Annotated in this window: 15 protein-coding genes; 5 read left to right on the top strand and 10 right to left on the bottom strand. The window is 33.2% G+C overall.

The window, feature by feature from the left end; translation table 11 throughout:
- Positions 1-596: 596 nt before the first annotated feature.
- The 4 genes from ACZ098_RS12570 to ACZ098_RS12555 all read right to left on the bottom strand — a co-directional run bounded on the left by ACZ098_RS12570 (position 597) and on the right by ACZ098_RS12555 (position 7,074).
- Positions 597-2,906 (bottom strand): hypothetical protein, encoded by a 2,310-nt coding sequence (locus ACZ098_RS12570; RefSeq protein WP_487312098.1) that lies wholly within the window; start codon positions 2,904-2,906, stop codon positions 597-599.
- A gap of 808 nt (positions 2,907-3,714) precedes the next feature.
- The gene (locus tag ACZ098_RS12565) at positions 3,715-4,707 is read right to left on the bottom strand and encodes a hypothetical protein (RefSeq protein ID WP_487312097.1); all 993 of its coding nucleotides are present in this window, start codon (positions 4,705-4,707) and stop codon (positions 3,715-3,717) included.
- 388 nt (positions 4,708-5,095) lie between these two features.
- On the bottom strand, positions 5,096-6,037 hold the full coding sequence (locus ACZ098_RS12560) for an MBL fold metallo-hydrolase (RefSeq protein ID WP_487312096.1): 942 nt from the start codon (positions 6,035-6,037) through the stop codon (positions 5,096-5,098).
- Between the two features lie 248 nt (positions 6,038-6,285).
- The gene (locus tag ACZ098_RS12555) at positions 6,286-7,074 is read right to left on the bottom strand and encodes a PhzF family phenazine biosynthesis protein (protein WP_487312095.1); all 789 of its coding nucleotides are present in this window, start codon (positions 7,072-7,074) and stop codon (positions 6,286-6,288) included.
- A 353-nt stretch (positions 7,075-7,427) separates the two neighbouring features.
- Between ACZ098_RS12555 and ACZ098_RS12550 the strand changes: the two genes are divergently transcribed.
- Entirely contained in the window at positions 7,428-8,066 is a 639-nt protein-coding gene (locus ACZ098_RS12550; RefSeq protein ID WP_487312094.1) for an SOS response-associated peptidase, read from the top strand.
- A gap of 278 nt (positions 8,067-8,344) precedes the next feature.
- Here ACZ098_RS12550 and ACZ098_RS12545 read toward each other — a convergent pair whose 3' ends face one another.
- From ACZ098_RS12545 to ACZ098_RS12520, 6 genes are all read right to left on the bottom strand, one after another.
- Entirely contained in the window at positions 8,345-8,974 is a 630-nt protein-coding gene (locus ACZ098_RS12545; protein ID WP_487312093.1) for a hypothetical protein, read from the bottom strand.
- Positions 8,975-9,295: 321 nt separating this feature from the next.
- Positions 9,296-9,922 (bottom strand): AAA family ATPase, encoded by a 627-nt coding sequence (locus ACZ098_RS12540; RefSeq protein WP_487312092.1) that lies wholly within the window; start codon positions 9,920-9,922, stop codon positions 9,296-9,298.
- A 380-nt stretch (positions 9,923-10,302) separates the two neighbouring features.
- On the bottom strand, positions 10,303-11,286 hold the full coding sequence (locus tag ACZ098_RS12535) for a transcriptional regulator (protein WP_487312091.1): 984 nt from the start codon (positions 11,284-11,286) through the stop codon (positions 10,303-10,305).
- 131 nt (positions 11,287-11,417) lie between these two features.
- Entirely contained in the window at positions 11,418-11,708 is a 291-nt protein-coding gene (locus ACZ098_RS12530) for a helix-turn-helix domain-containing protein (protein ID WP_487312090.1), read from the bottom strand.
- Between the two features lie 1,437 nt (positions 11,709-13,145).
- Positions 13,146-13,976 carry an RteC domain-containing protein gene (locus tag ACZ098_RS12525; protein ID WP_487312089.1) on the bottom strand — a complete coding sequence of 277 codons (831 nt, stop codon included), beginning with the start codon at positions 13,974-13,976 and terminating at the stop codon, positions 13,146-13,148.
- 32 nt (positions 13,977-14,008) lie between these two features.
- Positions 14,009-16,438 carry an aminotransferase class I/II-fold pyridoxal phosphate-dependent enzyme gene (locus ACZ098_RS12520; protein ID WP_487312088.1) on the bottom strand — a complete coding sequence of 810 codons (2,430 nt, stop codon included), beginning with the start codon at positions 16,436-16,438 and terminating at the stop codon, positions 14,009-14,011.
- Positions 16,439-16,660: 222 nt separating this feature from the next.
- Between ACZ098_RS12520 and ACZ098_RS12515 the strand changes: the two genes are divergently transcribed.
- From ACZ098_RS12515 to ACZ098_RS12500, 4 genes are all read left to right on the top strand, one after another.
- Entirely contained in the window at positions 16,661-17,044 is a 384-nt protein-coding gene (locus tag ACZ098_RS12515; protein ID WP_487312087.1) for a DUF7793 family protein, read from the top strand.
- Positions 17,045-17,343: 299 nt separating this feature from the next.
- On the top strand, positions 17,344-18,264 hold the full coding sequence (locus ACZ098_RS12510; RefSeq protein WP_487312086.1) for a helix-turn-helix transcriptional regulator: 921 nt from the start codon (positions 17,344-17,346) through the stop codon (positions 18,262-18,264).
- Between the two features lie 102 nt (positions 18,265-18,366).
- On the top strand, positions 18,367-19,860 hold the full coding sequence (locus ACZ098_RS12505; RefSeq protein WP_487312085.1) for a MauE/DoxX family redox-associated membrane protein: 1,494 nt from the start codon (positions 18,367-18,369) through the stop codon (positions 19,858-19,860).
- 88 nt (positions 19,861-19,948) lie between these two features.
- Positions 19,949-20,209, top strand: a complete 261-nt coding sequence (locus tag ACZ098_RS12500; protein WP_487312084.1) for a DUF6520 family protein — start codon at positions 19,949-19,951, stop codon at positions 20,207-20,209.
- Positions 20,210-20,241: the final 32 nt, after the last annotated feature.

Below are 20,241 nucleotides of genomic sequence, written 5' to 3'. Positions count from 1 at the left end.
TAGAGGTAAAACAATAATTACCTCAAGAAATCTATTGTCTTAATGGAATAAAACTTTGAATTATTATCAAAAAAATAAAATAAAAAATATCATTTTTATTTTGGAAATATCATAGTAATCAATTGATGCAAACCGTTGTTAGCGGCTGGCAGTTAATCCCATATTAGTAAGTATATTAAAACTGATAAGGAAAGAATTAATCCAATTGACAAAATAATTGGTATAAATTTGGTTCGCTTTGTGTTTTCGTTTCTAATTATTGTCCACATAATCAAGCTAATTATTCCAATTGGATATGCAATAAAAAGCGCGGCGTTATATGTCCAAACCATTCCAGTCCACAAAAACCAAAATGCAAATATTAAACTTAAATAAAATAAAAAGTCATTTTTAGTAAGTCTCATTTCTATTTCCTTTTGTTAAAATTTAAAAGTGGTTTTTCTTACTCACGATTTTCTACTGCTTGCTGCTAACGTTTTGCAGCTACAAGAAGTTGCGTACTTCATTCACTGATAATTACAAATATAGACAAAACTTTGATTCAACAATTACCAATTCTGATAAATCCCATGCCTAGCAATAGCGTAAAACCTGTGTTAGTGGCTGGCTTTTTGTTTTGTATCATTTCTTAAAATTTCTATTTCGCTTAGTTCGTTTTGTATACCTTGTTCTTTATATTGAGAAGCAAAATTTATTTGGATAATATCTCTTTGTTTTTTCCAATAAATTATTGCTAAAAATACAATCGAAACTTGAACTTTTAAATCAAGATTATTATTTTCTTCATCTAATTTCCATTCATCTTTTAATTCTTTGTTTTCTGGAGTATTCAAATCAATAATAGAAGAATATAAATTTAATTCTTCGTTTATTTTATTAAGTTTAAACCTTTCAATTTCTTTTTCCTGAATTTCTTTATGCTCAATATATGGTAAATCTATTTTATTTAATACGAATAATACATCTTCGACATGTGACTCATATGAAGGAATTTTAACTAAAATATTAGCAAATTTTGATTTAGTTAAGATTTCATTTAAATCATAGCGGATATTCACTCCAATAATAATGACATTTTGATTATCACCAATTAATTTTTCAAGACCATTAATTATGTTATCTTTATTTAATAAGTATCTTTTTGTTTTTGAAATCAAAAAGGAATTTGGTATAAATCTTTGAATATTGTACTTAGCAATTTGCTCAGCAAATACGGTATCATAAAACATATGTTGAATATCACCATCAGTAAATGCAGACTTGGTCATTAATGTAAAACCGCCATTAACTGTTAATTTTAATCTATCATCAATTTCTTTATGCTGTTCTGCGTTGTAAATGGAGTTGTATTTTGAAAATGCATTAATAATAATCCTATTTGTATTTTCTTCAAAGGCTTTAATTTTTTCTTCAGATAGAGCTGCTTCTAATTTTTGTTTTCCAATTTTAGTAGTAATAGATTCCTTTAAATCTTGGATAAATTTTTCAAAATTAGTTTTGTTTTCTATAACTATTTTTTCAAAATTAAGACTTTTAATTAATTCTTCATTTTGTAATGTATCATTCAAGCATTTTTCGAAAAAAGACACAGTATCAAGCCAATTATTTAATTCAATTATATCTTCTGGTAAATTTGGTAAAGAAATAAAGTCTTGAAACGTATAATATGTATTTAAAGAATATTGTCTAATAAACAAAACTGATATGTATGAGCAAATCCAATAGTTAACTTGTCTTCTGTTTCCTAAATTATCTAGTTCTGGGAAATAATATTTTAAATCAATTGGTGTTTTACGATTTTTGAATTCATTCCTGAAATTTTCAAACCATTTAAAAATAGTTGTCATTGATTCTGGTAATAAAACATATTTTGGAGGTAATGATTGAGAATACTCAAACAGATATTTTAATGTTTCATATTTTTTTCTATATAAAATTAAACCGCCTAAGGCATAATGAAATTCCAAAAAAGTTTCTCTTTCTTCATCTCTTTTCTTTATTTCTGCCTCATTAACTATTCTTCTCTCTTCAAAATTGTAATCGGCTGGAATGTATTGTAAACGAAAGTCTAGATATTGATTTGCGTTAGCCCAATACATTTTAACAAACTTGTCATTATCACAAATTGTGTATAGATTTCTCCATAGCCAACTATAAGTTTCCTCTGAAATTGGAATGTTTTCAAAATCTTCTCCTAAAAGCCAAATTCCACTAACTGCTCTATGTTCAATTGCTAATAATTTTCTGTTTTCGCTATTTATAAGTTCTGAATTTAAATTATTAACTAAGAAGTATAAATCTATGGGATATATTAACGGCTTTGATTTATCGTGATTCTTTCTGATTTTTGAAAATTCTTGATAATAAAACTCAAGCAAGGTTTCTTGTAAATGCTCATCTTGTTTATCAATTGCATAAAAAGTTAATTCATTTATAGATTTTAAATAGTATGCTTTAATTTCTGAATTGTCGTCTAATTCATTATATTTTGCAATAATATATTTTAAAAGAGAAGTAGATTTTCCATTATATAACGACACTTTGTCTAGCCAAATAAAAAAGAAAACGGTTAAAAATACACTACTCAAGAAAACTAATAATTTTGCGGAATTATTTATCATTATGTTATCCCAGCCAAAAAGTGGCTCAAAATTGAATATTAAAAAAGGAAACGTTAATATAGTTATAAATAGTGTCAATTTAAAAATAGAAATTCCAAATTGTCTACGGAAAAATTTCTTTTTTAATGCCTTTTGAGGAAAATCATTATTGAATAAAACTGATATATATTCAGAATTATACTTTTCACCAATGTTTGATATTTTGTCAACGATTATAGGATAAGCAATACCAAAAATTGCAATATCAATCGCGACACAAATTTCTATTATATTTTCTATCGTCATTTCATGTTTTGTGTTTGATTCTGAGGTAAGCTTGCCACTAACGTGTTGCCGCTTCACGAAGTTGCGGATTTTCAACACTTTAGTTTACAAATATAGACAAAATTTAGTTTCAAAAATTACCAATTCTGATAAATCCCAAACCCCGCAATTTCGTGAAACGGCTGTTGTGCGACGGTTTTTTCTTTGAGTACAATTTGCATTTAATTTTAAAAAAAATATTATAAAAAAACTTATTTTTTGATGTTCCATTTATAGGACAAAATAATTACATAATTGGTTTTTTTAGTTTTTAACTTTATAAAAACTAAAAAAACCAAAGAAAATTTAAATAAGTATTTTTAAATATAGTTTTTAAAATTTCATTTATTTTCGTTTTTTTTAATTTCACGTAATGTAAAAATCATTGCTACTATTAATAATAAATTTGAAGCAATTCCGGAATAATGGTTGTTTTTTAAGTTTTCAAAGTCCAATTCAGTTATGTTCAAAATCAGTAAAATTAAACTCGCTAAAATTATTATGTAAGCAAATTTTTTTCTATTCATAATTATTATTTATTGATATTATTATTTATTTATTATTTCGTTCCGTCAAAATGACGCACAACTAATGTATTTGCGAAAGTTTATGTAACATTTACGTTATTTAACGTAATGCCGCTTTGCGACAGTTGCTGCTTTTATCACAGCCGTAAGCAAATATACCGAAAAGTTATGAAAATAAAACGTGATGAAAAAGAAAAAAGATATTCATTAAGCTTTCCAAATAAAACCCAAGCCTAGCGTAAAACCTGTGTTGTAGGCTGTTTTTATTTTTTTATTTTTCTCATAATTATATTTACAAAACTATATAGAATTGAAATTATTAATAGTAAAGTGAATTCTAAAATTGCAGAAAAATTAGAATATTCCATTCCCTCAATACCAGCAATGTCATAATAATATTTTTGTTTTTTTATTATTTTATTTTTCAAAATTAAAAATTCATAAACAGGATAATGATCGTTTTCAATTTCTCCACTTTTTAATGTTACAAACAAATATTTCCTAAAATATTTTATAGTTGGTTTTCTAGTTTCATTTAATATCGTATGAATTGAAAAACTTGAATTATTTTTATTAATAGTTACAAATTCAATTACCGAACCATTATATTGATTACCATAGATTTCATAAGAACTTTTTGGAACATCTAAAAACTTTGATTTTTCAATTAAAGAAAAGATTGAGTTTACTTCTGTTTGGTTTAATTTTGCTTTTTTAGATTTTAAAATATTTTTCCATTGGTCAATATTTCCATGAGATTTTCCATTGGTTACTATAGCTCTTATTGGTCTTTCATTATTTGCATAATAAGTATCTGAAATTCGTTCAACGTTTTCAAATTTTGTAGAATCTGAATTAATTCTATATGTTTTATCATTGATTTTTTTTTCAAAACTTGTAATTGAAAGAATTTCTTCAGTTTTATTTAATTCTTCAAAAATGGCTTGTCTTTTAAAAAAATATCCCCAATAATTATTATTTATTATGATTCCAGTCAATGTTAAAATTAATAAAAGAGGAAAATATAATTTACCAATTTTCAGTAAATAATTTTTATTTACAAGTTTAGCTGAAATACTAATACTTAAGACTAAAGGAAAAATAATAAAAAAAATGTACCAAGAATATCTATCTGAATGATGGTAATAAAAATATTGTTCGGTTTCTAAATTATTAAAACTTATTATTTTTAATATAAATCTTATAATTGTATAAAAAATTGAACTTACAAATAGTAAATTTAGATATTTCTTCATTTAATTATTTTATCTCGTTTCTGTTGCTCGAAAATAGCCTATAACGTCCCCGCGCTACACGCAGTTTGGGACTAAATTAAGCCCATTCTTCGGATTTGCCAAATCTTCCATATACAAAACCAACTTCAAATTAAGCCAAATACCCAAATTGCTTGTAGAGTGTGTTGGGCGTAGTTTTTCTTCTTCGTCATTTGTGCATTTTACGAAATATTTCAGCCATTGTCGGCCAGCCTATATACTTATTTTCTTTGAGATAGTTTGAATCGGTCTCAATTTCTGATAGACGAATTATCGTGTCTTTTGTTTGTACATAAACATTGTTAAATGTGAATATTAGCAAAGCTAACAGATATTCATGCTAATTGAAATTTTGGATTTTGAAAATAAACTACTTTTTTGAGCGTTTAAGAACAAAAGGCTCTCCGGGTGCTAAAACTTTGATTCGTTCAGGATTAACAACTACATCGTAAAGTTTTTTGGGATCTCCATTAAATGGGGCAAAGTCTGGTGAATCTACCGAACCCCAATGACAAAGTAGAAGCAATGCATTAGGATATGCGTTTGCAATTTTTACTGCTCCTTCAAAAGTAAAGTGCCACTCACTATCTGAAAAGTCAAATAAAATAGCATCAGGTGCTGTCATTGTAAGGTGTTCGGGTATTAGTCTGGAATCACCTGTCGCCCAAATAGTACCGTCTGGTGTGTCAAACCAGAAGCCACAAGCATCTTCATTTTTAAACCAACGTTTACTCATGCCTGGATAAGCATTCTGATAGGCATGATCAGCAGGTGTCAATTTTATAGAAATGTTTTTCACTTTGAAGTTCTCACCAATGTTGTGTCCAACTGATTTGAGGTTTAAGTTTTTCATCAATGAGTCAACATAAACTGTCGAGTGGTAAACATCCGTAACTTTTGACATTGCTACATTTGTCGGAACACTAAAATGATCGTTGTCGGCATGAGTTATGAAAACTGCATCTAAATGTGGGACGTCCTTAGCTGAAATGGGGAAGTCAATTAAAAGTGGCATATCGAAGCCTTCAAGTAGAGGGTCAACCATAAAAGTTGTACCACGACTATTAATTAAAAAGCCCGCCATACCTAACCACCGGAGTGTTGTCTTTTTCGATTTGCCGAATGCCTTCTTGCCAAAGGTTTGTGTCGGCGGTGCCTTAGCTTGATACTTTTTTTGAACAGTCTTTGTACTATCAGAAAAGGTTTGTGCACCGGAATTGATAGTTACAAAAAGTGCGGTAAGTATGGTCGCAATAAAAGATAGTTTTTTCATTATGTCAACTTTTCGTTCTTTAAATTGTTTGTCACTCATAAATTGTCTGATTGTAATGAGGTGTCGTTAAAATTACGCCCAACTATTGTATTTGTGAAAGTTTATGTAATCTTTAGGTTGTTTAAAGTTTGGCGTCTTTCATTCAGTTGTTGCAGCAAACACTTAGCTTAGCAAACCTACAAATTCTCTTTGAAAGGTATAATTGTGGCTATCAGCCTATTTTCTACTGAATCTAAATAATAAGGTGTAGCCCAATAATTGATTGCATAAATTTAAAATGGTTGTTATTATTCTATCCAAAAATTTCCAATTGAATATGTTCTAGCTTGTCCGCTAATTATTACGCGATTCTCTTTATTTATACAATTTAGTTTTCCAATTCGTTCTGAGATTTGTAATGCTTTAAGTTCATTTTTATTTAGACGAGTTGCCCAAAATGGGATTAATGAACAATGTGCAGAACCTGTAACTGGATCTTCTAAAATAGAAGCTTGCGGTGTAAAAAATCGAGAAACAAAATCGCAATTTATTCCTTCAGCAGTAACTATTACTCCACCTGTTTCAAGGTTTATTTGGTCAAAGAATTGGCGGTTGATCACTATGTTTTTTATATCTTCCTCTGAATCATACAACAATACATAATCTCGTGATTTTAAAACTTTTTTTGGTTGTATGTTTACTGATTTTGCAATGTTTTCAGGTAAACTACTTTCAATCGGCATCCTAGATGGTAAGTCCAAGTGATAGAAATCATTTTCTGCTGTAACTGTTATGTCTCCGCTTAAGGTTTCAAAAATTATTTTATTTTTCTTGTAATTGAGAATTGTTTTTAAACAATGCGCCGTAGCAAGTGTTGCGTGTCCACACAAGTCCATTTCAATTTCGGGAGTAAACCAACGTAGGTGTATTTTTTCGCTTTTATCAACAAAAAATGCGGTTTCAGCAACTGCATTCTCTTTTGCGATTTTTAAAAGAATATCGTTTGGTAACCAATTATTTAATGGTACAACACAAGCAGGATTTCCTCCAAAAATAGTATCCGTAAAAGCATCAATTTGATATAATTCTAGTTTCATTCTATAATTTTCTGTACAATTAGTGTAACCATTTGACGGCTTTATGAAGGGTTTGCGACTATAGAGTTCGCCTTTACAAATATAGTCAAAACTTTAAAATTAATGTTCTTTCCAATTTCAAATATATTGTATGGCATTTCTTTCTTGAAACTGGTTATAATTTAAATTTTTGCAAAGTTTTATTTGTATTTTAACTTGTTACACTATCTTGATTTTATGCAATACAACCGCTACCCATTAAGTTTTTCCTCTACATGTTGGATTTAGACTTATAAATAATTTGAAAATGAATTTAGTAGTTATGAAAAAAGTTTTTAGTTTTTTAATTTTCATTATTTTTACTAAAAAAAAGAATGTGCTATTATGTCCAACAAGGGAAAAAAGCTGGTGAATTAACCGATTATTTGGGTCGGGGTATTGATGATCATGAACCTATTCTTACCTCGGATTTTATAAATGGTTTTAGCCATCCTAATTTACCAATCCTCCTAGATAGCACACCTAATCTTATAACCACCAATTTTACTTGGGGATTGCTTCCTACCAATAGCAATAAAGACTTTAGAAAAAGTACGCTTAATGCTAGGGTTGAAACACTTGAAGCAAAGCCGTCTTTTTCACCCTCTATAAACAAGCGTTGTTTGGTTTTAGTCACTGCTTATTATGATTGGCATTGGAACGATCCGTTGGGAAAATCAAAAACCAAGTATCAAATCAATTCTCAAATAGATGAAGTGTTTTTTCTAGCAGGCCTTTATAACAGTTGGCAGGATAAGGATGGTCAAATTTGGAATACCTTTAGTATTGTAACTACTGAAGCTAACCAAATGATGCAGTATATTCATAATCGAAAAGAAGCTGCAGGTGATCAAAGAATGCCTATTGTTATACAAAACACTGATGAACAAGCTTGGTTGGATTCTAAAAATTCCCCTTTAGATTTTGCGTTTCCGAATTACCAACCCAATATTATTGGATTTCAAAAAGTTTAGGTAATGCTTTTAGCTTTTACTTCTATTAACTCTTGACGCATTTCAATCATCAAAGAAGTTAAGTTGTCGGTTGAAATATCAGACTTGCGGTCGGTGCGCCCAATGTTGCATTCGTATTCCCAAATCTCTAGAATATCGGAGGCTTATGCTGAAAGGAATCCTAGGAAGGTTCGGATTTAATTTATGGTTGGATTGTCATTTTCATAACCCTTGACTTTATTCCTACTTTGTCGCGTTTCACATCATTAACCGCATGTTTTTTTTGCATTATTCTGATGCTATACATTAGTATTGTTTCCTAGTTTGTTTATATAACCCATCAGACCATATATTGCACAACCGTTTTTTTGTTCCCCTTCTAACTGTCCAATTTCTATAAATTCAATTGCATTTGCGAATATCTTTTCGCCTACTAGGTGTTCGATGAGGATGTATACGGCATCTCTAATATTGGGATTTTCTTTATGAACGATGTAATTTTTTAACAGGACTTTGATTCCTACTACTGTTGGTTTGTTTGGATTTTTAATTGGGATGAAGTACATGTCACTTATTCTCAAGTTGATGCCGCAATAGTTGAGTGGTTTATCTGTTCCTTCTATAAATTTTGTTAGGTTGGTCTCGGGTTGGAGGAAAGCTTTGATATTCCAGCGTTCTATTTTGGGTGCATGATGCACTAATAACTCTACTTCTTTGAAAAGGTATGGGTTTCCATTGGCTGTAATGATTAAGTCGGCGCAAGTATTTTTGTACTTGATCACAATGTCAAGGTTTGCGTTGTATTGGTGCAGCATTTTTTTAAGTTTGTTGAACTGGCTTCTTAGTTCGTCCTGTTCGATTTCGTTTAGCAGTAGGAAAACGAAGTTGTTTTGTTGGAAGTAGTTCCAGAAGTTGGTTATTGTTTTCATATTGTTTTTTTTTAACCACTAAGAGCGCGAAGAAGGCATAAAGTTCACAAGGTGTTATTATTTCTTGTTCGGTGTTGTTTTGTTGGAAGTGGTTCTAGAAGTTGGTTATTGTTTTCATTTTTTTTAACCACAAAGAGCGCGAAGAAGGCACAAAGTTCACAACGTGTTATTATCTCTTGTTTGGTGTTGTTTTGTTGGAAGTGGTTCTAGAAGTTGTTTATTGTTTTCATATTGTTTTTTTTTTAACCACTAAGTGCGCGAAGAAGGCACAAAGTTCACAACGTTTTATTATCTCTTTTTGGGTGTTTGTGATTCTGTACTTTATTTGCGTTTGTCTTTCGTTGTATTGTCGAAAGCTATTAAATTGCATAATTCTCTTAATCGAGAGCGCACCCGATTACCGTACTGGGTTTCAATTTCGGTGGCGGATAAGTTGGTGGTGAGGTGTGTATGGATTTTTTTTGTTGTAAAAATATCGTACCGACTCAGCAGTATTTCTGCCATTACATTGCATTCGTTACCGAAGTATTTTAGGTTGTTTTCCGTTCCTAAATCGTCGAAGCAAATCGTTTTTGGTTCTGCTTCATACAGTTTTCCTTTGCTGTATCTGTGTATGATTTGATAACCGTCTTGAATGAATTCGAAGCTGACGTCTCGGCATGGTTTTACGTAAAATTTGTGATTGGTAGGAGTGAGGTATTTCATGATGTTCATTAGTGAGGTTTTGCCACAGCCAATTGGTCCGGTTAATACTATGCCCTTATTGAGATTTATTCCGTATTTGATACATGTTGGTTCGTCTTTTAGAAAATAGGCACTTAGCTTGTGGATTATTGGGTAATCGGTTTCAAGGATTTTGAACTGATTGCCGTATAGCTCGGTGCCTTTTTTTTCTATCCAGTTGGTTATTTCAGGGTAGCTGTAGTTTGATTTTAAATTTTCATTCATTTGGATGATTTTTTGTTCGTCGACGCGAGAAATGGAACGCGGATGAAACTGATTTAGGTGATTTTAGCGGATTTTTTAAACACATAGAAACATAGATTTTAGTTTTTTTTTCTATGCGCTTCGCTTTGGATAGCTTTTCATAGTTTTCGGTGGAGCGAATTTTGGCACGCGGATGAAATGGATTTCTCGGATTTGCGCGGATTTTTTACATACATAGAAACATAGATTTTAGTTGGTTGTGTAGGCGCTTCGCTTTGGATAGCTTTTCATAGTTTTCGGTGGAGTGAATTTTGGCGCGCGGATGAAATGAATTTCTCGGATTTTCTCGGATTTTTTAAATATAAAGCACTTCAACTGCACACGGTATGACAAATCACTTATTACAATGGTTCTGCATAGTTTTTTTCGGTTGTTGCGTTTAGTTGTTTTGACCGGTTTGGTGGATTTGTGTCGGTATTTTGATTGAAATTTATACTGTTTAGGATCCAGTTTTGCGCAGCAGCTTGCCAATTTACCATTGGTGTTTTTCCTCCAACCAACCAACCTACACTGGAAAAATAATTAAAGAATTTTTGGGCTTCCAGTTCTGGGAAGTTGTTTTCTTTGAAATAGGATTTGACATTTTCGATTGTTGGTTTTTCATTTTTCAAATGAGATACCTCGACTGCGCTCGGTATGACACAATCGTTCGTTATGTCTTTTTCTTTTTTTTTGGAACTTTTTTGCCGACTTGTTTTTGTGTGCTCCGCATTGTAGTCGGCGAATGCCGGAGAATATGATTCGGTTCTTTTATCCAATTCTGCGTCCGGCATTTCTTTTTCTAATTTTTCTAATTTTTTTAAAATGAATATATCTTCTTCAATTTTTTTTGCTTGCTTGCCCACGTTTACACCGTTTAAATTGTTTGAATTGTTTGGTTTGTTTGTATTGTTTATATAAGATACTAGTGCTTGTTCAGTACGTGTTTCCTTAGTAGTATACGACTTGTCTGCTACTTGTTCTGTGGCTAGTCTACTAATTGGTTCATTTTTAGGTCTTGTTGTTTTTTCGTTTTCTGGTATCGGTATTAAATCGATTGCGAAATTGAATAAGTATACATGACTTCCTCTGAATGGATTGAACGATGGCTCGTATTTTATGTATCCCAACGCATGAAGGTTCTTGAGGCATTTGTGATAGGTCGCTTTCGAACTTATTTTGCTTATTTGCATTATTTCATCGCGTGAAATGCTGATTGGATTTTTGAAGCGGTTGCAATTCCAAAATTGGAATAGGGCAATGTATAAACTTATGTGCGTTGGATTGAGTGTTTTATCTGTGGCTACTTTTTCGAAGAAACCTGTTAGGTGTTTGATGTAGTTCATTTTACTAGTGATTAGTGATTAGTAAATAGTGATTAGTTGAAAGTGTTTTTTTTGATTATACTTTGTTCATCGGTTTGCCTCCTATGCAGGAGATACTTCGACAAGCTCAGTATGACACTACTACTAACAGGTCACTTGAAAAGTGTTGGTATTGCTGCGACTTTGTTAGTTTTTAGCAGTTTATCAATGTCTCCGTTTTCATAGTAGAAAGTGCCACCTATTTTGGTGTAGGTTAGGTTTCCGTTGCTTCTTAATGTTTGTAACGTTCCAGGTGAGATTTTTAAAAGTTGAATAACTTCTTTGGATTTTAGCCATTTTTTGTTCGATGTAGTTTCCCCTGAATGAAGTAGTTTTTTAATATCATTGAGGAGGTCTGTTTTGAACTCTTGAAGGTCTTCTTTTGTTACTATTGCTACTGTCATGGTGTTTATTTTGGATTGCGTTAAATTGTTTTTGTTTGACAAATTTCCTTATCCTTTGTTGGTTTTTATCCCAATGGCTATCGTAGTACCGTGAAAATTTAACAGTACTATTTTTGTAGGAGTTGATTTTATTAGGGAAAAGGGTAGTAGTAAACGATGCGATTTATTTGTAGTTTAAAAATGATGGTTAATGTTGATTATAATTTTAATTATGACTAAAAAAAAACAGTAAAATCTCGATTTTAATGAGGTTTTACTGCTGGTCGGTTTCGTAGTTACGTATTTGTGTTTTAAGTTCTCGATTAGCTGCGCTCTGTTCGGCAAAAGCTCGGGTCATTTTTAATTAGTAAAGCTTTCGCATTACTAATCAAAAACACTCGAAGTGACGGTATTAGTGAAGTGGCGGTATTAGTTAAGAGATGGTTTTGGTAGTCACGTTTACGTATTTAAAGTTCTCGATAATTTTTCAATTAATAAAGCTGGCGCGTTATTGATTGAAAACACTCGAAGTGACGGTAGCGGTGAAATGACGGTAGTAGTTAATTGACGTTTAGAAGGTTTGAATTCAGATTAGGTTTTAGTGCTGGTGGGTTTCGTAGTTACTTATTGGTATTTAAAGTTCTCGATTAGCCGCGCTCTGTTCGGGAAAAGCCTCGGGTTATTTTCAATCCATAAAGCTGGCGTGTTATGGACTGAAAACACTCGAAGTGACGGTACCTGTGAAATGACGGTACTAGTTAATAGATGGTTTTGCCAGTCACGTTTACGTATTTAAAGTTCTCGATATATTTTTAATCAATAAAGCTGGCGCGTTATTGATCGAAAACACTCGAAGTGACGGTATTGGTGAAGTGGCGGTATTAGTTAAGAGATGGTTTTGGTAGTCACGTTTTCGTATTTAAGGTTCTCGATTAGCTGCGCTCAGTTCGGCAAAAGCCTCGGGTTATTTTCAATCCATAAAGCTGGCGCGTTATTGATTGAAAACACTCGAAGTGACGGTAGCGGTGAAATGACGGTAGTAGTTTATTGACGTTTAGAAGGTTTGAATTCAGATGAGGTTTTAGTGCTGGTGGGTTTCGTAGTTACTTATTGGTATTTAAAGTTCTCGATTAGCTGCGCTCAATTCGGGAAAAGCCTCGGGTTATTTTCAATTAATAAAGCTGGCGCGTTATTGATTGAAAACACTCGAAGTGACGGTAGCGGTGAAATGACGGTAGTAGTTTATTGACGTTTAGAAGGTTTGAATTCAGATGAGGTTTTAGTGCTGGTGGGTTTCGTAGTTACGTATTGGTATTTAAAGTTCTCGATTAGCTGCGCTCAGTTCGGCAAAAGCCTCGGGTCATTTTCAATCCATAAAGCTGGCGCGTTATGGATTGAAAACACTCGAAGTTATGGTAGTATCGCATTGACGGTTGAGATGAATTGCTTGTTTTGGAATTAAATATCTTCTCGCAACATTTTTTGTTGTAGGTTAAGCGTTAGTTCTTCTAGGAATTTTGTTTTACTGCTTTTTCGTGCTTTTATTTCGGTGTAGGTTTTATAGATGTTGTCGAGCTTGATGTTGAAGAAATCTTCGAAGGAGGAAGTAATCATGTTGATGTCAGCTGCACCATGATTTATTGCGCCATTTGAGAATAGCGCATAAATCAATTCGGTTAGTGCTGTTTTGGGACCGGTCCACACTAAGACTTTGTGTTTCTTTTCGTCGAAAATATCGGAATCGTTTACTTTTAGTTTTTTGAGTTCTTGTCGGATGTAATGTATGAAACGGTACATGGCTTTGACTTTTGCCCACAGCATGTCTTGTGATGTTGTGAATTCGGGAAATTGGTAGTAATCGGTCATCGGTGTAAAAGGGAAATTGTCTCGGTGGTTTCTGGTAAAGAATTGGTGGTCGAGGTAGTTGTACCCTTGTTCCATGTAATGCACGAAATCGGCGTTTTTGTAAAAAAACTTGTTGATTTTGCGTAATTCTTTTTGCAAGAATTGCACTTTATAGGAGTTTCCTGCTTTCGGCATTCTTAGTTCGCAGGAGCGTACTTCGGTAAAGTAAATCAGTAAGCTCATTGGTATTGGTTTGCTATTTTTAAAAAAATCAATCTCCTCTGGAATGGTATTGAAGTCCTTTTTATCGACGAGGTCTTTCAACTCTGTCAACGTTTTGTTACAAAGAATTATTCCACTTCCTGCTTTGCTGAGCGTTGTTTCGTTTGCTTCGAGAATTTCGTTGCACCTACTATTAAATGTATCTATGGTCTTTTTTAACATCGTTTAAAGTATTAGTTATCAGTAGGCCTCGATTATTTTTTGATGGATTTGTAGTCGTTTTGTAAGGTATTCATGACTTCCATTGCATAATTGTCTCTGGCTTGAATGTAGGCCACTTTGGGAATTGCTGTGGCTCCTAATTTTCTTTTTTCAAACGATGCAGATACTCCGAAATCTACTTTTGGAATGTTTAGTGCGTTGGCTCTTTTTATGGTTTGAAATAGTAACTGTCGGTACAAGTGGAATTCTTTTGCCCATTTGTAATCCATACCGATTAATTCCGGTACGTAAACGGTTTTATCATTTTTGTAGCAAAACATGACTCCTGTAAATGGGTTTTCGGTATCGGTTTTTAAAGCGACTAAAATGAATTCCCAGTTTGGACTATCGTTCATGTTTTCAAAAATCTCGATGGTGTATCTGAATGTATTTATTGCGTAATTGTTGTCTTTTACCTTGTTGTATAATTGGTATGCTCTTGCTATTTCTGTTTCACTTAGTCTATCTTTAATTATGACTTCGTAACTGCTCTCATAGGGAAGAATTTCTTTGTTGAAATGTTTGCGCGATCTAGGCGATAAAGCCTTTGCAAACTCTTCGTTTGTATTCCATGTTTGGTTTTGTACTACACAAGATTCTGGCATGTTGATTTTGAAATATCCTTGGTCTTGTATTGTTTTGCTCCACATGTTGTCTTCTTCGAAATCTCTTAAAACTAACATGTCCGCGTTTAGAACATTGTATTTTTCTTCTATGTTATCTAAGAGCAATTTCCAAGCTTTTTCTGCTGAAGGATGTTCTTGATTGATAAAGAAATGACTACCTTCTGTGAATAGACAACCCATACTCAGCACTTTTGAAGTTAGGTATAACGGATCTGACTTTCTGACTTCTTCTACTTGTAAGGAAACGGATTCTGTTGCCAGCATGTCGTCTTTCCATAGTCCGTACGTGAAAAAAGTCATTAGTATTGCTTCTCCGTTATTGTCTTTGATGGTGTAGTAGTAAAAATCGCATTGGTTGGATATCTCTTTATGTTTGCTGAATGTTTTTTCCAGATATACCATTCCTTCATAATCGAATATGTTTTGTTTTCCCATGAATTTGTTCCATTCTGATTTATCTATTTCTTGGATGGTGGTTTTTTCTTCCATCAAAAGGTTTTGATTTTGAATTTTTTCAACGCATTCTTCTTTTTTGAATTCTAATCCAAAAGCCTGTTTAATTTTACTGTCACTGTTGTTGGTTTCTTCCAGTGCTTTTGGAAAATGGTATTCTAGTGCTTCTGCCAACGCTTTGATATCTTCTTTTTGGTTGTGGCTTGATAATGTGATTCTGATGCCGGTATTCTTGATTGGAACTGCTGGATAAATTCCAAGATTTAGAAAAAAGCCCTCGTTGAAAAGCCTGTGTGAAAAGTTGTATGCTGTTATTGGTGTTCCCATTCCAAGAAAGAAAACAGGCGATTCATTTTTTGAAATTATGGGTAAATTTCCGCTTGATAGTAATTGATTGAAATAGGCAATTTTATTTGCTAAGTCTTTTTGTTTTACTTCTATTTCAGACGATAGGTGTATGTTTGCTGATGCAATTGCTGCTGCTACAGAGGCTGGTTCTAATTGTGCCGAAAAGGTTAGCGGTCCACCAAAGTTTTTAATTTTATCTCTTAGTTTTTGATTTTTGCAAAACACCGTTGCTCCACTGGCACCGAAAGTTTTGCTTAACGTACTTACTACGACGCAGTTTTCAGGAAGCTCATTTATGGCGTCAAAGATGAACCCTGTTCCGTTTCTTCCTTTCCAACTCATACCGTGCACGTCGTCGAAGTAGAGGTACAGCTGTTTGTATTTCTCCGCTAAAGCCAATAATTCTGGAATTGGTGCGTAATCGCCAAACATGGAATATACACCATCTGCCATGTACCATATTTTGTTGCATTTACTACTGAGCTGTTTGATTTTATCTTCTAGCATATTTACATTACTATGTCTAATCATTTCTACCGGAATTCCTCGAAGTTTTAAAAGCTGACAGGCGTTCTGAACGCTCCAGTGGACTTGATGGTCCATGATTACGGCATCTTCATCTCGAATTAATGTTGGAATTACGGCTAAGTGCCCTAGTGTGCTGTTCTTGGTTATGATAGGAGGAATGCCATACATTTGTTCGATTTTAGTCTCTAATTCGTGGTAGAGTGGATGTGCAATGTATGATTTGGAGAGTGGGAATTGTGTGCCGTAATCGCGAATGGCTTGAATCGCTGCTTCTTTAAGTCGCTCGTCTTGTTCTAATCCGAGATAGCCTGTGGTTCCGAAATGGAACATTTCTTTTCCTTTAATTTGGATTGTTCTGCCTGTTAGTTTTTTATCTTCTGCATACAGGTGTAAAACGCCTTCGTTTTTTGCTCCAGATAACACTTCATCTACGGTATCGATGAAGTTGTTGTGTTTGATTTTAGCCATAAGTTCGATTTTTTTAGAGGTTTTTTTTATTTGGGAATTTAAAATTCAGTATAAAATTTGAAAGTATTTTCATACTACTACTGAATTCTCCCAATAAGACAAGTCAAATTCCCGAATTGACAACAACTACTTCAAATGGCAACAAATATTCCCAAATTAACAACCTTTGTATGGACAAATGTTTCTATTTTTGTTAAATTACTACCCCTAAACTCCTAAAACATGATTGCAGCCCATGATTTTTATGAGAATGACTATGCCCAATTTTGGATTGCTGATGGTATTCTCTTTTTTAATTATAAGCCTGATTTATCCATTGATCTTCAAGTGGCACAACACGTGGTCACTGATCGTATTCGTTTTCAAAATGAAAAATCTTATCCTATTTTGTGTGATGTCCGTGGACTAGTTACCGCAGATAAGGCGGCACGAGATTATCTAGCGCATTCGGGTTCTATTTTAGCTGACGCTGTGGGACTTGTTGTTCACGAAAAAGTTTTGTTTACTATTAGTACGTTTTATTTACAAATTAGTAAGCCTGTGGTGCCGACGCAGATTTTTACTAGTGAGCGTGATGCTTTGGTTTATTTGAGGAGTTTTGTTTAGTTGATTTAAGCAGATTGCAGATTGCAGATGGTAGAAGGCAGATTGTAGATTGCAGATTGTAGATTGCAGATTGCAGAAGGCAGATTGTAGATTGCAGATTGTAGATTGCAGATTGTAGATTGCAGATTACAGATTACAGATTGCAGATTGCAGAAGGTAGATTGCAGAAGGCAGTTAGCAGGAAGTGGATATTAAGAATTAAGAATTAAGAATTAAGAATTAAGAAAATAGAATATAAAGAATAGAAAAATAGAGAATAGAAAAATAGAGAATCGCGATTTGATAGCGCAATAATTAGTATGGATAAACCACATAATCAGGAACGGATTGTTACGATGCATCAGATGTTGTTTGAGATGGCGCGTGGCAATTTTACTAGTCGAATTCCTTTGAGTTCGTATGATGATGAATTGGAGACACTTGTTGTTTTGATTAATATGGTTGCTGAGGAAATGAAAGAAGCTATTTTTCATGATGGTTATGTAAATACGCATAGTTCTCAAGAATTTGTTACACAAACGACTTTTATTCTCAATGAGACTTTTGTTATTCAGAGTTTCACTCCTGAGGTTACTTCTTTTTTGGGGTATTCAGAAGCCGCATTACTTGGTAAACCCTTTTGTTCAATTGTTACCTCAAAATCCTTGGAACTCTTGCGTACCGTTTTAGAAGGTGGCGTTTCATTGCCTACTAGCTTGCCGCTTGATTTTACTACGCAAGAGAAATTATTGGTTTCTGTATCTTGCAGTATAGGTAGGTTAATTAATCGTTCGGAAATCATTGTCAGTCTTTTGACACCGGTTCGTAAGAACTATTATACTCCCATGGCTGGAACCGTTGGTTCGGAAAAGCACAGTAAAACACGAAAGTCGGATGCCCTTTTAATTCAGAAACTGTACGATTATATTTTGGCGCATCTTGATGAACCACTTCCTTCGTTGAAAGAACTTTCACGTGTATTTGGCACTAATGAACATAAGTTAAAGGAAGGTTTTCGCCATTTTTTTAAAACTAGTATTTATCAGTTTTACAATGAGGAGCGTTTGAATCGCGCTCACTATATGATTCAGCATACGGCACTACCTTTAAAAAGTATTTCTGTAATGAATGGATTTAATAACTATCCCAATTTTTCGAAATCCTTTAAGAAACATTTTGGTTGCTCTCCGTATGAAGTGCATCGAACGGAACATGATTTTTCCCTTAACGCTGGTGCGTGATTTTGCAATTAGTCCGTTTTAGATACTTTTTGCTCCCAAAAAGACAAGTGTTATTGTTTTGAATTTCAGAATTTTACTTCATGAAATTTAAATTATAAGGTTATGCGAATTCCTGCTCGATTACAACCTATTTTATTAGAGGTTATTTGTTTACTGTATATTTTATTGTTTGTTTATGCGCCTGTGAGTAAGCTGTTGGATTTTGAAAATTTTCAGGTTCAGCTGGGTCAATCGCCCTTGTTGAGTCCGTATGCCCACATCGTAGTTTATAGCATTCCTCTTCTTGAACTTCTTATTGCACTATTTTTAATTGTACCGAAGTATCGCTTTATTGGACTTTTTTGTGCTTTTGGAATGATGGTGCTTTTTTCGGTTTATATTGTCATTATTTTAAATTACAGTTCTTTTATACCGTGTTCTTGTGGTGGTATTTTATCCGAAATGAGTTGGACTGAACATTTAGTTTTCAATATCAGTTTTGTAGTATTAGCTTTACTCGGTATTGTGATTCAGAATCGTGGAACTCTAACCTATCTTAAGCTTTTCCTTAGTATTTTCGTGATTGGTTTTTTTAGTTCGCTACTTGTTGTTGCTTTATTTTTACATTCTGAAGAAGAGATTCATAGAAATAATAGTTTTCTGAGACGCTATCCACATCATCCCATCACTTCTTTAAAAGGAATTCCGATACATTACAATTCATATTATATTGCTGGATTTTCAAAAGACAAAATCTATTTAGGCAATAGTACTGCGCCGTTGCACTTGCTCGCTGTTGATACCTCTTTTGTCAAACAGGCCTCTGTTCAAATTGAACTACTTGATTTTAAAAATTATACTTTTTCTTCTGTCAAAGTCAGTGTACGAGATTCCGTTTTTTATCTTTCTGATGGCAGCGTGCCGATTGTATATAAAGGAACAACCGGTTTTTGGAACGCTAGTACTTTGCTTAAAGGAGGAACAAGATTTTCTTTACTTGAGCTACTTGACAATAATGACTTTGTAATTAGAGGAAATAGTGGTAAAAATGGCGAGCACGTTTTAGGAATTCTAAAAAAATCTAATAGATTACAAGCGAGATTATATCCTCATGTCTTGCAAAAGAAAATCGATGGAATATTTGATACTGATGGCATGCTGCTCTACAATGAAGCTTTAGAGAAAGTTGTTTATGTTTACTATTATAGAAATTCTTTTGTTGTTGCTTCAACTGATTTTTCGAAAGTTTATAATGGGAACACTATCGATACTGTTAGTCAGGTTCCGATGGAATTTGCTTATTTGAAATCTACTTCAGAAAAGAAGTTTGCTAAGCAACCCTCTATGATTCAAAAGTATGCCACTACTACTGGTAAATATCTTTTTGTCAAATCTGATCGGTTGGGTCAATATGAATCGGAAGTGATGCTTACTCAGGCTAGTATTATTGATGTGTATGATTTAGAGCAACACACTTATGAATTCAGCTTTTATCTTTATCATTACAATAATGAGGAAGTTAAGAGTTTCAAGATTTACGGAAATCGGTTGTTTGGTTTAACTAAAAATTATTTGATTACGTGTACTTTAAAGTCGCGTTATTTTAGGAGGAAATGAAAAATACTATTTAAAATTATACTGCAGTGTCAGGGATACGATCGAAAACCTGTAAATAGAGTAGATCATCACTATTAATTCCATTATTATGAAAAAATTTCGTTTTCCAATAGCGGTTGTATTACTTGCTATTACTGGTGCATTTGCATCACAAGCTTCCTCAGCGAAGCCAGTTGCTTTGCAAACCGGATGGATTGATTCTCCATCGCCCTGTCAAATTGAAGTTTCGTGTAGAACCGAAGTCGGTCCCGTTTGTACTATGTTTCATCAAGGACAAACCAAGCAGGCTTATGGCAAAGTTAATCCTAACGATGCTACTTGTGCTAAGGTGCTTTACAAAGCGTTGTAATTTTTAAAATTGAAAGGTGTCCATTATGGACA

This window comes from Flavobacterium sp. SP2 (assembly GCF_057626655.1).
This window is presented reverse-complemented; position numbering and strand designations above follow the sequence as displayed.